This window comes from Paenibacillus sp. 276b, from assembly GCF_900107875.1.
GTDB classification, from domain to species: Bacteria; Bacillota; Bacilli; order Paenibacillales; family Paenibacillaceae; genus Paenibacillus; species Paenibacillus marchantiae.
The window spans coordinates 39,453-54,292 of the sequence record NZ_FNRR01000010.1 but is presented as its reverse complement, the minus strand read 5'-3'; the positions used below and the strand labels follow the sequence as shown (position 1 = coordinate 54,292).

Sequence of the window (14,840 nt, the reverse complement as noted above, 5' to 3'; positions counted from 1 at the left end):
GGAAAATCCATGTCCAAACTTAAAATTGCCGTTATCGGTGCAGGTTCGATTTCCGATTTTCATTTACAAGCGTATGACAGTAATCCCGAAGTTGAAATATACGCTATATGCGACCTGAATGAAGCACGTGCCCAGGAAGCGGCGAAAAAATATAACGCTACCCATGTATTCACCGATTATAAGGAACTCCTGGCACTACCTGAAATCCATTCGGTCAGCATCTGTACCTGGAATGATACACATGCCGAGATCAGCATTGCTGCTCTGGATGCTGGTAAAAACGTACTTTGCGAGAAGCCGCTCTGTCAGACGGTAGAAGATGCGTTGGAAGTGGAGAAGGCTGTTCATCGCAGTGGAAAGCTGCTTCAAGTTGGCTTTGTACGCCGTTATAGCGACAATGCGCAGATCCTGAAGAAGTTCATTGATGAAGGTGAGCTGGGAGAGATCTACTATGCCAAGGCATCCTGTCTGCGGCGTTTGGGCAATCCGGGTGGATGGTTTGCAGATGTGGAGCGTTCTGGCGGGGGCCCGTTGATCGATATTGGCGTGCACATTATTGATATCTCCTGGTACCTAATGGGCAAACCGAAAGTGAAAACCGTCTCCGCGAATGTCTCCAATCGATTGGGTAACCGTGCCAATATCCGTAATCTATCTTTCTACCAGGCAGCGGATTATGATGCGAACAAAAACACCGTGGAGGATATGGCTAATGCGTTGATTCGTTTCGAGAACGGGGCAAGCCTGCTGGTGGATGTAAGCTTCACACTGCACGCGAAGCAGGATGAAACTTCGGTCAGACTCTATGGCGATAAAGGTGGCGCTGAACTGGAACCGGAAATTTCACTGATCGGTGAGAAATTCGATACCATTTTGAACATGACGCCACAGGTGGATTTCAAATCCCTTGATTTCGCAGGTTCTTTCCGTAATGAAGTCAATCATTTTATCGACAGTACTCAAGGGCGCAAAGAGACGCTAAGCCCCGTTGAGGATGGCGTTGAAATCATGAAAATCCTTTGTGCCATCTACGAGTCCGCACGTGAAGGACGCGAAATTTCACTGTAAATATGGTGTTGCAATCCGAAAATGGCAACACCGCTCGAAGTAGTGAGGTCTAACAAGTCTATACTTGTTGAACCAAACATTTCGCCAAAACGGAGTTAGAACCAATCTGAAGAATGCACTGCAATCGAAATGACTGGGCTTATAGGTCTTTATAAGTTGAAACTGAACGTTTAAGCCAAAACGGAGAGTGCAGAACCAATCTGAAGAAGCGAAGCGCTCGCCTTTATCCCCGGATTTCGACCAATTATAAAGTGAAATCAAAGAAATCCGGGGATAACAGCGATCGGAAGATGGTACTGCAATTGGAGTGACAGAGCTTAACTTGTGTAGTTTATCTTATATCCAATCCAAAGGAGATGAACGGGATGAGCGAAACCAAAGATACGGTGCTGGAACAGGAAGAACAGGTCGTCGAAGCTGGGGTGCATAACTTTAGCAAAGAAGAGGAATGGGTGAAGCCTGAAGATCCGTTGCTGAATGAACGCCTGGAGTGGTTCAAGGATCAGAAGCTGGGGCTGATGATGCATTGGGGTCCCTATTCCCAACTTGGACTCGTGGAGTCCTGGGCGCTAAGTGATGAGGATGGCGATTGGTCGCGCAATGATATCGACTGGACTGACGACATGGAGCATTTCAAGCAAGAATACTTTGATCTCAACAAAACCTTCAATCCGATTCGCTTTCAACCTGAGGAATGGGCACAGATGGCCGCTGATAACGGGTTCAAATATTTCCTGTTCACCACCAAACATCATGATGGTTTCTGCATGTGGGACACACATACCACCGATTATCGCATCACGGGCAAGGATACTCCTTTTCACACTCATAAGTATGCGGACATTTGCCGGGCGCTTTTTGACGCTTTTCGTGCCAAGGGGCTTGGGATCTCAGCTTACTTCTCCAAAGCGGACTGGCATACGCCATATTACTGGACACCTGGCATGGAGCGGGGAAGCCATATGTGGCGTGGACCATCCTATGATCCGAAAGCGTATCCATGGCTGTGGGAGAAATTCGTGGAGTTTACGCATGAGCAAATTATGGAGCTGCTGACCAACTATGGACGAATCGAATGTCTATGGCTGGACGCAGGCTGGGTACGTGAAGGCCGTCACGGTCAGGATATCCGATTGGGCGAAGTGGTGGAGCGGGCACGTCAGACAACTCAGCCGTGGCTCCTCGCAGCAGATCGCACAGTAGGTGGACCGTATGAGAATATCGTAACTCCGGAACAGACCATCCCTGAGCATCCAATGAATATTCCTTGGGAGAGCTGCATCACGGTGGGCAATTCCTTTGCGTTTGGATATGATGATCAGTATAAGTCAGCAAGACAGCTGGCGCATATACTGCTTGAGGTAGTATCCAAGGGTGGTAACCTAGCGCTCAATGTGGGACCACAACCGGACGGGCGTCTTCCAAAAGGGGCAGTGCGAAGCATTAAAGCCCTCGGAGAATGGATCGGTACTCACGGGGAGGGCATCTATGGTACGCGGATTTGCGGACCATACTTCACAGGAGAGTGGGCCTTTACACGTAAGGAAGATCTCAACGTATCGTATGCCTTCCGTCTGTACAGAAGCGAGAACGAGGCAGTACAATCACAGGTAATCATTCCATACGTGGAAAAGGTGGAGCGAATTGAACTCGTCGGCACAGATGATGTGCTGTCATTCCAACGGACAGAAGATGGACTTGCTGTAGAGTTGCCGCAAGCGGTAGTTACAGAAGTAGCACCTATCACGCTGACGTTCAGATTGTTCACAAACCAATAAATCTATACTTCAAATCCCGGGGGACTTTTAAAGTCCCCCGGGATTTTTTTGGTTGGTGATTTTTGCGATATACCTATGCTAAAGGACGATTTTCCCTTGTTCGGCAAGGGTTTTGGGAATAAGGAGAGGTGGGAGAAAATTGCAAATTGATAAAAGAACACCGCTCAAGGTACTATCGATTTAAGAAAGCGTTACCTGACATTAATCTTCACACGGATGACGCTAATACAGAAAAATGAGTCAAAGAAAAGGATGTTTAAGGGATGTAAATGTAATGTATTATTACACTTAAGGTGTAGAAGGAGTGACGCGAATGAGTCGAGCTACGGAAAGCATACCTGCACTGGTGGAGCTCCAGCAAGGAAGGAATTACGCAGAACCTAAGCGACAGCATCCATTTATCAGAAGCCTCAAAAAGCATTGGGAGCTCTATCTACTGGTGCTTCCTCCCGTATTGTATCTATTGATCTTCAAGTACATTCCAATGGTCGGTGTACAGATTGCCTTCAAAGACTTCAGTGTCGTCAAAGGAATCTGGGGCAGCCCATGGGTTGGACTGAAACACTTTGAGGCCTTTTTTGAATCCCCAAACTTCTGGCTGCTGATCAAAAATACGATTGGGATCAGTTTCTACTCGTTACTCGCCGGATTTCCCATTCCGATCCTGCTGGCGCTCGCGCTGAATGAGATCCGAACAGGTTACTTTAAAAAGACCGTCCAGATGGTCACGTACGCTCCGCATTTTATCTCCACAGTCGTCATGGTATCCATTATCATTCTGATGCTGTCACCGCATGTGGGTGTTGTAGACAAGCTATTTACCTTCCTGGGTTTCCCGATGACCAACTTTATGGGCATTCCCGAATACTTCAAATCCATCTATGTGTGGTCGGGTGTCTGGCAAGGCATGGGCTATTCATCGATCATTTATATCGCGGCTCTCGCTGGGGTTGATCCATCCCTCTATGAGGCAGCGAAGATGGACGGCGCTTCAAGGCTTCGGAAAATTTGGCATATCGATCTTCCAACGCTCGTACCGGTCACCGTCATCATGCTGATTCTGAGTTTGGGCAGCATTATGGGCGTGGGCTTTGAAAAAATATATCTAATGCAGAATCCGCTCAACACGAGTGCTTCGGAAGTCATCTCCACGTATGTGTACAAGGTCGGTCTGATCGGGGCCAACTTCAGCTTCTCCTCGGCGGTAGGATTGTTCAACTCCGTGATCAACCTGATCCTGCTGGTTATCGTCAACGGCATTTCCCGCAAAGTATCCCAGAACAGCTTGTGGTAAAGGAGGAGCTCATCCATGTTCAACCTGATGAATCGTAACCGGATCAAGGACCCGCTCGGTGACCGTGTCTTCATGACATTCAACTATATCTTTCTGTTCGCCATACTTCTAACAGTGTTTTACCCGCTCTTGTATATCATCAGTTCTTCGTTCAGCTCCTCGCGTGCCGTTACATCCGGTCAGGTGTGGCTGTTCCCGGTAGACTTTAACATCAAGGCCTATATCTCCATTTTCAAAAGCCAGCAGCTCATGCTTGGTTTCTACAACACGATCATCTATACCGTTGTAGGCACATTTATCAATGTGGCGCTAACGGTCATGCTCGCGTATCCGCTATCGCGCAAGTCGTTTTACGGACGGGGTGCCATCATTATTTTCATGATGATCACGATGTTCTTTGATGGCGGTCTGATTCCAACCTATCTCTTGATGAAAGACCTTCATCTGCTGGATACACGCTGGGCGATGTGGCTGCCAGGGGCGCTCGCAGTGTTCCAAGTTATCGTAGCGAGAACCTTCTTCCAATCTTCCATCCCGGAAGAGCTGGGGGAGGCGGCGGAAATGGACGGATGTCGGGATATCCGGTATTTGATCAGCGTGGTTCTTCCATTATCGAAGCCGATTCTGGCGGTCATGACCCTGATGTATGCGGTGGGCCACTGGAATGCGTACTTTGATGCCCTGATCTATCTTCGTTCCGAGAAGCTGTTCCCACTCCAGTATGTGCTGCGCAATCTACTAATTCTAAACGCCGCAGACCCGGCAATGTTGGCCAATACGAGCCAGCAGCTAAGAGATCAGGGGTTCGAGCAGGTCCTAAAATACGCACTGATCGTAGTTGCCAGTATTCCTATTCTCATCATGTACCCGTTTGTGCAGAAGCATTTTGTTAAAGGGGTTATGGTTGGCTCGCTCAAAGGATGATCTTTGTCATCTGTGTCCGTTACGCCACTTGAAAGGAGGTGGGGGAACACTCAGGCTTCCGGGATAAGGTTTAACACGAGTACGTAATCAGAATGTTATGCCGTTTTCAACAAAAAGGAGGAGTCAGATTGAAAAAATCTTGGATTTCGATGTTGTTTCTGGTCTTTGCTTCGATGGCTTTGTTGTCCGCATGTGGTTCATCCGAGGATGCGGGTACAGGGAGCGACGGTAGCGGGGAGAGCGGTGGCCCGGTAACGATGACCTTCTTTGCCCCACAAGGTAAAGCGTCCATGGAAGAAAATGAGTTCACCAAATTTATCGAAGACAAGTTCGATGTTACCCTGAAATGGGATCTGGCCCCGACGGACGCTCTGCAAGACCGCAGACAGTTGCTGCTGGCGAGTGGGGATTATCCCGAAGTGTTCCTCCATGGCAAGTTCACGACCTCAGACCTTCAAACATACGGAAAACAGGGCGTGTTCCTCCCGCTGCAGGATCTGATCAAGCAGTACGGTCCGAACCTGTCCAAGATGATGGAGGAGAAGCCGTACTTCAAAGAAGCGGTAACTGCGCCGGATGGCAACATCTACGCTCTGCCGATTTTCAATGAATGTTACCACTGTACGTACGCTCAGAAATACTGGATTAACACCGAGTGGCTGGACAATCTGGGTCTCAAAATGCCTACCACGACAGAAGAACTCTACACGGTTCTGAAGGCGTTCAAGGAACAAGACCCGAATGGCAACGGCAAAGCCGATGAGATTCCACTCACGGGTGCACCCAACAAGTACGTGTGGAACGGCAACATCGATGCCTATTTAATGAACAGCTTTATCTATAATGACAACGATAAATATCTGATCGTGAATGATGGCAAGGTTGATTTTGCAGCGAATAAGGAAGAGTGGAAAAAAGGGCTGGAGTACATGCATAAGCTGTATTCAGAAGGCCTGATTGATCCGGCTTCCTTCACACAGAACGATCAGGCAATCGGGCAGTTGGGTAACAAGGAAGGGGATGAGGTGGTCGGCTCTATAACGACAGCGCTGGTTAGCTACCTCGTGAACACGTATGACAAAGATATCACCCGCCACCAGCACTGGGACATCGTGCCTCCACTGAAAGGGCCGGATGGTGTGCAGACGACAGGCGCTACGCAAAGCGTAGGTGAGTTTGAGTTCGCCATCACCAATAAAGCGACTGAAGCACAACAGATCGCAGCGATCAAAATTGTAGATTACATGTTCAGTGAAGAAGGTGCCCTGTATGCAGAGTACGGTCCGACAGAAGGCAAGGGCTGGAAGAAGGCGGATGCCGATGAGAAAAACATCAATGGTGAGCCTGCCAAATACAGCTACTATAACCTGCCTGAGCGTGACCCAAATGTTGTAGTCAACGAGAGTTGGTCACAGATCGGAGCACATGACTTGTCCAATACGTTCCGCAATCTGTTTGCAGAAGGTCAGAATCCACTGGAAGCGGAGGGTTACGGTACACGTCTGGCGCAAGCAACCAATGTATATGAACCTTATGCGCCAAAAGAAGTCTATCCTGCGAACGTATTTATCCGTCCTGAAGATACAGAAACCGCTGCGCAGCTCACGACAGCCGTCAAGGATTACGTGATGACCAATATGGCTCAATTCATTATCGGCAGCAAGAGCATCGATAAGGAATGGGAAGCGTACGTGAAAGGTTTTGATGGTCTGGGACTCAGCAATTACCTTGAGATTTACCAGCGTGCGATTGAGAAGAATCAATAAAGATTAATGGATTCATGAATGAGGCTGTCCCGATGCCAACACAGGAATCGGGACGGTCTTCTCCTTTTGACTACCCCACTTCATTCGATATAATTTACTGAATATTTATGGAAACTTAGCGACCAGATTGGCGCGGTTGTCATTCTAACTTATGCAAAATGCTCATGCGTATAAACAGTGGTGGGGGGCCTCGGAGATGAACAACAGTTGGTTTAGACGTTTGCTGCTTTCGTATTTGCCTGTTTTTTTTATCGTGACCACAATCCTGTTTATTATCTTCTTTCAGGTATTTAATGAACAGAACCGGAGAGAAGCACTCAAGGCCAATGAATTTCTGGCGTCACAGGTAACGCAATATTTGGACAATTCACTACGCTCCATCGACTTCAAGGTGCTGCGTGATATTTTGACCAATCCCAACCTGAAAAATTATTATTCGGTAACCGGAAGCGAGGATGTGTATGCCGGAATTCAAGCAGTCCAGGTTATTGATGAATTAAAAATAGAGTATCCGCTGATTGATTCCATATATCTGGTGAGATACAACGACGATACGGTATTCAGCAACGGCAAGGCAGTGCCGATTGAGGAATTCCCGGATGCAGCGTTTATTAAAGACAGTCGTGCTGCGGCAACGCAAAAGTGGGTGGGGGCGAGATCCTTTAAGGCATTCCCGACAGAGGAAGGAAAACAGGTCATTACACTCATTCGCGGTGTCGGAAACGGCACGGGTCTTGTGGTTGTTAACGTCGATCTGCCGACCTTGCAGAAATCCATCATGCAGATGTATGACCCTGAATTCACCTTCGTGAATATCTTCAATCGCTCGGGTGGCAATCTGTGGGACGGAGGAATTCAGGATGGAATTACAGCGGTTTCTCCCAAAACAGACTCAGGTGAAGTATTCTCCGAGTTTACATCCAGCTACAGCGGCTGGAAGGTACAGACGGGACTGAATAATGGCAAGATCGTCAAATTTGCCCTGAAATTTTATAATATCTGGTTTGTTTTTGCCGTTGCAGTTGTCCTGATTGGTGTGGTGTGGGTGATCTATGTGACACGGAGAAATTACAAGCCCATCCAGCAGATTGTCACGTTGATTGAGACGGTGGCTTCGCAGAAACAGTCTGGGGCGGGTTATACGAAGGATAACGAGTTCCGTTTTATCCAGACTACGCTGGAGCGAATGATTGATCAAACCAAGCAATATCAGGAGGAGCATGAAGAGAACCTGATTTTGCAGAAGAAATATTTCTTTCAGGAGCTGCTGGAGGGTACGCGGGACTTTACTGGAAATGAACTGACAGCGGAGATGAGCAGGTTCAAGCTCCCGCAGTTAGAGGATCGATGGGCTGTAATGGTGGTGGAGATTGATCAGTATTCACGGTTCATGGAGGAGTACCACAATCAGGATCAATCCCTTCTGAAATTCGTGTTATCCAGCATTCTGCAGGAGAGTGCAAGGCACGAGGGCACCGAAGTGTGGGCAGAGTGGATATCGGATCAGCGTCTGTATGCCATACTCTGGATTCCCGAAATGGAGAAAGGTGAGGAAACCGAGCAGAGACTGCTCTCCGGTTATCTTGACAGGGTTGGGCAGTATTTGAACTTCACCGTAACCATTGGTATTGGAAGAGTGGCAGTGGATGTCCGTGGTCTGAGAGCTTCGCTGAAGGAGGCGGTGCATGCCTTGGAATACAAGGCTGTGCTCGGCATGAATCGGATCATTCCATGCGGGGAGGTACCGAGCTCAACCAATGATGTGTATGAGTTCCTGAAGACGATCTCTTTGCTGGTGCAGGCGATGCGACTCTCGGAAGATGTGTGGGAGAAGCATTTTGATCGCTTGTTCGAACAGATCCATGAATCCGTGCTCTCCCGCCAGGAGATTATGAATACGGTCCAATTGCTGTTCCAGCACTATAACCGGGAGTTCGCAGAACTTCCACGAGAGTATCAGGAGCGATGGGCATCTGTATTTACACCACTTCTTCCTAGGTTGGAAGGTTGGGAGACGTTGGATGATTTACGCGCGCTGTGCTGGGAGGGTTTCCGTGAGCTGGCTGATGAGATGCAGACGCTTCATTGCTCCAGAAAACATCGATCTCATATTCTTGAAATTCGCAAGTATATTGAACAGAACTACAACAACCCCGAGTTGTCGCTGAATTATCTAAGTGATCTATTTGATATCAATCCGAAATATTTAAGCAAGCTGTTTAAGGACGAAATTGGTGAGAAGTTCGTGGATCTTCTGATTAGTCACCGTATTGAGAAGGCGAAGCAGCTCATGCTGGAGACGGATAAGGCCATTCAGGAGATCAGTGAGGAAGTTGGGTATACGAATTACAATTCCTTCAATCGGGCGTTCAAGAATGTGGTGGGTGTAGCGCCTAGCGACTACAGAAAAGCCATGTGAGCCCATGCACCAGACTAAGCCGAACTCATAAGGAGAATGTGCATATGGACTATAAAGATGTTTCGCTTCCCATTCAGGAGCGGACCCAAGATCTGCTCGGACGGATGACCACGGAGGAGAAGATAGGACAGCTGATCCAGCCGATGGGGTGGAAGACTTATGTTAAGGAAGCAGATGGTACGGTTCAGGTTACAGATGAGTTTAAAAAGGACATCGCAGAGGGCGGGATTGGGTCGTTGTATGGAGCACTTCGTGCTGATCCCTGGACGGAAGTGACGCTGGAGACTGGCCTGACCCCTAGGCAAGGAGCTGTTGCCACTAATGAAATTCAGCGGTATGCCATGGAGAACTCCCGGCTGGGAATTCCCATTTTGTTCGGGGAAGAGTGTTCTCACGGGCATATGGCCATTGGGGCAACTGTATTCCCGGTGCCGTTAGCAATAGGAAGTGCTTGGAACACGGAATTGTACCGCAAGATGTGTGAAGCGACTGCTGTGGAGACTCGGAGCCAGGGAGGAGCGGCAACATATTCTCCTGTGCTTGATGTCGTACGGGACCCGAGATGGGGACGGACGGAGGAATGTTTTGCCGAAGATCCATACCTGATCGGTGAACTGGCGGTTGAAGCGATAAAAGGTTTACAGGGTGACCGGCTCGATTCTAATCGGACGATTGTGGCGACACTCAAACATTTTGCAGCCTATGGCAGCTCGGAGGGTGGGCGCAATGCTGCTCCGGTGCATATGGGACTGCGAGAGCTGCACGAGGTGGATCTGCTGCCGTTCAAGAAAGCAGTGGAAGCCGGAGCATGTTCTGTCATGACAGCGTATAACGAGATTGATGGTGTGCCTTGTACGTCGAGTTCGTATCTGCTGAATGATCTCCTGCGCGAGCAATGGGGGTTTGACGGATTTGTCATTACTGACTTTGGTGCAATTCAGATGCTCGTCAATGGACACAACACCGCGAAGAACGGGGAGCAGGCCGTCGCTCAGTCGCTTAAGGCAGGGGTGGATATGGAAATGTCCGGGTACATGTACCGTAAGCATCTCGGGCAGGCCCTGTCGCAAGGATTAATTGAAGAGCAGGATCTGGATACAGCGGTAAGGCGGGTGCTGGAGATGAAGTTCAGACTGGGCTTATTCGAACAACCTTTCGTTGATCCTGACTTTGCAGAGCAGGTGATCGGATGTGAAGAACATATTCAGCTGGCGAGAAAAGTCGCGCAAGAGGGAATCATTTTACTCAAAAATGAAGACAACACCCTTCCGCTCGGTAAAACAGGTACAAAACTGGCGGTCATTGGCCCAAATGCGAACCACGTCTACAACCAGCTTGGCGACTACACCTCGCCGCAGCCGAGAGGACAGATCGTTACGGTGCTGGATGGGATTACGCGCAAGCTTGGTGCTGAAACCGGAAAGGTGCTGTACGCACCAGGCTGCCGGATCAAAGGGGATTCCAGAGAGGGCTTTGCGCAAGCGCTCGCCTGTGCTGAAGAAGCAGACACCATCATTATGGTGATGGGAGGGTCAAGTAGCCGGGATTTTGGCGAAGGGACCATTGATCTGCGGACGGGGGCATCCGTTGTTACGGATGATCCATGGAACGATATGGAGTGCGGCGAGGGGATAGACCGCTCGTCTCTGAACCTGATGGGGGTTCAATTGGAACTGGTGCAGGAAGTACATAAGCTGGGGAAACCGGTTATTGTCGTATATATTAACGGCCGGCCGATTGCTGAATCATGGATTGATGAGCATGCCCATGCCATTGTGGAAGCGTGGTATCCGGGGCAGGAGGGAGGCAACGCTATTGCAGATATTCTGTTCGGTGATGTGAATCCATCTGGTCGTCTTACCGTCTCCATTCCCAAGCATGTAGGTCAGCTTCCGGTCAGCTACAATGCCAAACGCACTCGGGGTAAGCGATATCTGGAGATCGATCTGGTACCACAATATCCGTTCGGCTTTGGGCTGAGTTATACAGAATTTAAGTACGAGAATGTAAGAGTTGTGCCGGAAGTGATCGGACCAGACGATGAAGCAGAGGTGCAGGTAGAGGTCACAAATACGGGAGTGGTTGCGGGAAATGAGGTGGTGCAGCTGTATATTACGGATGTATCGGCTTCGGTCACCCGAGCCGAAATTTCGCTGAAGGGTTTCCGTAAAATTCATCTAGAGCCGGGACAGACCCAGACGGTGACGTTCCCTGTGCAAAAAGAACATCTGGAGCTGATCGACTCCCGTCTTCAGCCTGTTGTGGAGCCTGGTGAATTCAGACTGATGGTTGGCAGCAGCTCCAGAGACTGGACTGCTTGTAGTTTACACATCCAGAAGGTGGGGGTGGAGGTATGATTCGAATTCAGCGATTCATTCAGGATCTGGCTCAGCAGCAATGGAAGGATACCCTTGAGCTTCCAGAGTGGCAGATGCAGAAGACCAAGTATATCCGGCCAGGGGTATATGAGAATGAACAGGAGAATGCGGCTGTTCAAAGCTTGAATCCGCTCCATAGCAACCATGGAACGACTTATTTTCTGAGCAAAACCGTAAAGATTCCGGCTAATTGGGAGGAAGATGTGGTCGGATTGATCTTCGAGGCCGGGGGTGAAGGGCTGCTAAGGGTAAATGGCATGCCTTATCACGGACTGGACCGTAATCATGGGTATGTACCGTTACCGAAGAGCCGTGTGGGAACTACGCCTTTGCTGGAGATTGAGCTATATGATCCCATACCGGAACCACATGACCCCTTGAATCGACAGGCGGTCATCCAGCCGCCAATTCAGGGCATCCGAGCCGCTTTGGTTCGTGTTAATTCGCCTTTACAGAGTCTAATGTATAGCATTACGGTACTTGCAGAATCACTCAGAGCATTGCCGGAGAAAGACTTAAAGCGCACCCGTCTTATCCGGGATATTCATCAGGTGATGGATAAGATGTACAACGAGCCGGAGCGCTGGAGTGAAGCGGCGTGGGTGCAGCATTGGGAAGAATGGCTCGCACAGTCGGTGCAGGAGGAAGACCCGGAAGAGTACCGGGACGGATTCATGCATCTGGTTGGGCAGTCCCATATCGATATTGCCTGGCTGTGGCCTGTGCGTGAGACCGTGCGCAAGTCCAGCCGCACCTTCTCCACGATGTGTACTTTGATGGATGAGTATCCGGAGTTCGTGTATTCGCAGAGTCAACCACAGCTGTATGCATTCGTGAAAGAGCACTATCCAGAGCTGTACGAACGCATCAAAGCCCGAATTGCCGAAGGCCGCTGGGAACTAGTTGGTGGCATGTGGGTAGAGCCTGATCTGAACATTCCGAGTGGCGAATCGCTGGTGCGGCAGATCTTATACGGGCAGAACTTTTATCAGGAGGAGTTCGGCAAGCGTTCAAACATCGAGTGGCTTCCTGACACGTTTGGCTACTGTGCTTCGCTGCCACAACTGCTCAAGCTGGCTGATATTCCTTATTTTATGACCACTAAGCTCAATTGGAATGATACCAACGTTTTCCCGTATGATCTGTTCCACTGGGTGGGCATTGACGGCACCTCGGTGCTTGCGTATCTCAATCATGGAGTGAATGAACATACCCGGCCCAAAGATGTCGATGAGCACTGGCAATCCTACAAGCAGAAGGATGTACACCCCGAGCAAATGCTGCTTTATGGGCATGGCGATGGTGGAGGCGGGGTAACGAACGAAATGGTTGCATTCGCAGAGCGATCCCATTTCATGGTTGGGCAGCCCATTAGCAATTTTAGTACAGCAGGCGCGTTTTTTGAGGAAATTTCGAACAACAATCCTAAGCTGCCCCAATGGCATGGCGACTTATATCTGGAACTGCACCGTGGAACCTATACAACCCATGCGCGCAACAAACGGAGCAATCGCAAAGCGGAGGTGTTGTATCGGGAAGCGGAAATCTGGGGGCAGTTTGCCGGAGTTGAAGCAGCTCAGTCGAAAAGTGATCTGGATGAAGGCTGGAAGCTGATTATGCTGAATCAATTCCATGATATTATCCCGGGCACGTCCATTCCCGAAGTATACGTAACATCTATGGAAGAGTATACGAAAGTATTCGCTCTGGGGACATCGGCTATGGATGGTACTCTTGGCCGTATTGAGGACCGCATTGCGACAGATGGCTTCGACGGTCTGCCCTATGTTGTATTTAATAGTCTGGGCTGGGAGCGGGGAGAAGTCGTTACGATTACAGGCGACGAGAAACTGAGCGGTATAGCAGCGTTTGACCATCAGGGTAATCGTCTGCCGAGTGACCTTGAGGCAAATGGAGACGCACTGACCTTGTCAGTCTATGTCCGATCTATTCCGGCCTTTGGATATACAACGTTATGGCTACGCCATGAACCGGATGCCAATCTTCCTGCATTGAAGCAGGATGAATCCTTTCCTTCTGTCTGGGAAACGGACTTTTACACGCTTGAGTTTAACGATGTAGGAGAGATCACCAGATGGTATGACAAATCCATGCAACGGGAGTGGCTGAAGCCGGGCGATAAAGCGAATGAGTTACAGTTTTTCCATGACAGGCCAACGTATTGGGATGCTTGGGATATTGATCCGCGGTTTGAATCGCAGCGAGCAGGAGTGGCAGAGCTGATCTCCAAAGAAGTAGTACAGCGTGGAGTAACGCAGGATATCCTTCGGTTTCACTGGAAGTTAAACGAATCGGAGATTCACCAGGATATTATCCTGTATCGTCATCAGCGACGTGTTGATTTCAAGACAAAGGTGAACTGGGCGGAGAGCCATAAGCTGCTTAAAGTGGCTTTTCCCGTTGATTTGGTATCAGCGAAAGCTGCCTATGAAATTCCGTTTGGTGCGCTGGAGCGGCCAACCCATAACAACACCAGCTGGGAGCAGGCCCAGTTTGAAGTGTGTGGTCACCGCTGGGCGGATATCTCAGAGGGCAATAGTGGTGTAAGCCTGCTGAACGATTGTAAATATGGATATGACATCAAGGATCAGACGATCCGTCTTTCCCTGCTCCGTGCTCCTAAATGGCCGGATGAACATGCTGACCAGGGTGAGCATGAATTCACGTATTCCCTGCTGCCGCATAAGGGAGATTGGCGGGAAGCGGGTGTGGTGCGACGTGCGATGGAACTAAACCACCCGGTTCGGGTTGTTGCGAGTGATCGACACTCTGGCACATTGCCAGCAGAACACAGCTGGGTTCATTTTCATAGTGAACATATCATTCTGGATACGATTAAGGCTTCCGAAGACGGTACGGGAACGGTACTTCGTTTCTATGAGTCATCTGGTGGAAGAGAAACGGTTGAGATTCAATGGGCTGACGCGCGTATACAGACGTCTGTAGTCAATCTGTTGGAGGATGAAATCATGCCACTAGCTTGTCATGAAGGGAAGTTTGAGCTGACGTTCAAGCCATATGAAATTCAAACCGTGAAGCTGGTCTCAGCAGATTAGTTTCAGGAAACCGGATAAGAAATGATCGGAGAAAAAGGAGTGACCGGGTAGGGGTCGAAAATTGTATAGAGCATTCCGTCCATCATGAAGGCTCACCAGGAATGAAAAATCAAATACCGATTTAACGGGAGGGTAT

Annotated in this window: 8 protein-coding genes; all 8 read left to right on the top strand. The window is 49.3% G+C overall.

Features of this window, described 5'->3' with window-relative positions; all coding sequences use genetic code 11:
- Positions 1 to 9 precede the first annotated feature (9 nt).
- The 8 genes from BLV50_RS29425 to BLV50_RS29390 all read left to right on the top strand — a co-directional run bounded on the left by BLV50_RS29425 (position 10) and on the right by BLV50_RS29390 (position 14,704).
- Complete coding sequence (locus BLV50_RS29425; protein ID WP_063566462.1) at positions 10 to 1,068, top strand: Gfo/Idh/MocA family protein; 1,059 nt, start codon at positions 10 to 12, stop codon at positions 1,066 to 1,068.
- Between the two features lie 365 nt (positions 1,069 to 1,433).
- On the top strand, positions 1,434 to 2,846 hold the full coding sequence (locus BLV50_RS29420) for an alpha-L-fucosidase (RefSeq protein WP_090811486.1): 1,413 nt from the start codon (positions 1,434 to 1,436) through the stop codon (positions 2,844 to 2,846).
- A gap of 313 nt (positions 2,847 to 3,159) precedes the next feature.
- Positions 3,160 to 4,140, top strand: coding sequence for an ABC transporter permease (locus tag BLV50_RS29415; protein ID WP_090811484.1), 981 nt, complete (start codon positions 3,160 to 3,162; stop codon positions 4,138 to 4,140).
- Between the two features lie 15 nt (positions 4,141 to 4,155).
- On the top strand, positions 4,156 to 5,064 hold the full coding sequence (locus BLV50_RS29410; protein ID WP_256338076.1) for a carbohydrate ABC transporter permease: 909 nt from the start codon (positions 4,156 to 4,158) through the stop codon (positions 5,062 to 5,064).
- A 128-nt stretch (positions 5,065 to 5,192) separates the two neighbouring features.
- Positions 5,193 to 6,830, top strand: a complete 1,638-nt coding sequence (locus BLV50_RS29405) for a type 2 periplasmic-binding domain-containing protein (RefSeq protein ID WP_090811481.1) — start codon at positions 5,193 to 5,195, stop codon at positions 6,828 to 6,830.
- A gap of 196 nt (positions 6,831 to 7,026) precedes the next feature.
- Positions 7,027 to 9,249, top strand: coding sequence for a helix-turn-helix domain-containing protein (locus BLV50_RS29400; RefSeq protein WP_176854836.1), 2,223 nt, complete (start codon positions 7,027 to 7,029; stop codon positions 9,247 to 9,249).
- 44 nt (positions 9,250 to 9,293) lie between these two features.
- The gene (locus BLV50_RS29395; protein ID WP_090811478.1) at positions 9,294 to 11,606 is read left to right on the top strand and encodes a glycoside hydrolase family 3 N-terminal domain-containing protein; all 2,313 of its coding nucleotides are present in this window, start codon (positions 9,294 to 9,296) and stop codon (positions 11,604 to 11,606) included.
- Positions 11,603 to 14,704: an alpha-mannosidase gene (locus tag BLV50_RS29390; protein ID WP_090811476.1), complete on the top strand. Its 3,102-nt coding sequence runs from the start codon at positions 11,603 to 11,605 to the stop codon at positions 14,702 to 14,704. The genes BLV50_RS29395 and BLV50_RS29390 overlap by 4 nt, the downstream gene beginning before the upstream one ends.
- Positions 14,705 to 14,840 lie beyond the last annotated feature (136 nt).

What these genes read in the sequence shown, in the direction of transcription:
- BLV50_RS29415 (WP_090811484.1), top strand. Translation starts at nt 3,160, where the DNA reads ATGAGTCGAGCTACGGAAAGCATACCTGCACTGGTGGAGCTCCAGCAA.
- BLV50_RS29425 (WP_063566462.1), top strand. Translation starts at nt 10, where the DNA reads ATGTCCAAACTTAAAATTGCCGTTATCGGTGCAGGTTCGATTTCCGAT.
- BLV50_RS29410 (WP_256338076.1), top strand. Translation starts at nt 4,156, where the DNA reads ATGTTCAACCTGATGAATCGTAACCGGATCAAGGACCCGCTCGGTGAC.
- BLV50_RS29395 (WP_090811478.1), top strand. Translation starts at nt 9,294, where the DNA reads ATGGACTATAAAGATGTTTCGCTTCCCATTCAGGAGCGGACCCAAGAT.
- BLV50_RS29420 (WP_090811486.1), top strand. Translation starts at nt 1,434, where the DNA reads ATGAGCGAAACCAAAGATACGGTGCTGGAACAGGAAGAACAGGTCGTC.
- BLV50_RS29390 (WP_090811476.1), top strand. Translation starts at nt 11,603, where the DNA reads ATGATTCGAATTCAGCGATTCATTCAGGATCTGGCTCAGCAGCAATGG.
- BLV50_RS29400 (WP_176854836.1), top strand. Translation starts at nt 7,027, where the DNA reads ATGAACAACAGTTGGTTTAGACGTTTGCTGCTTTCGTATTTGCCTGTT.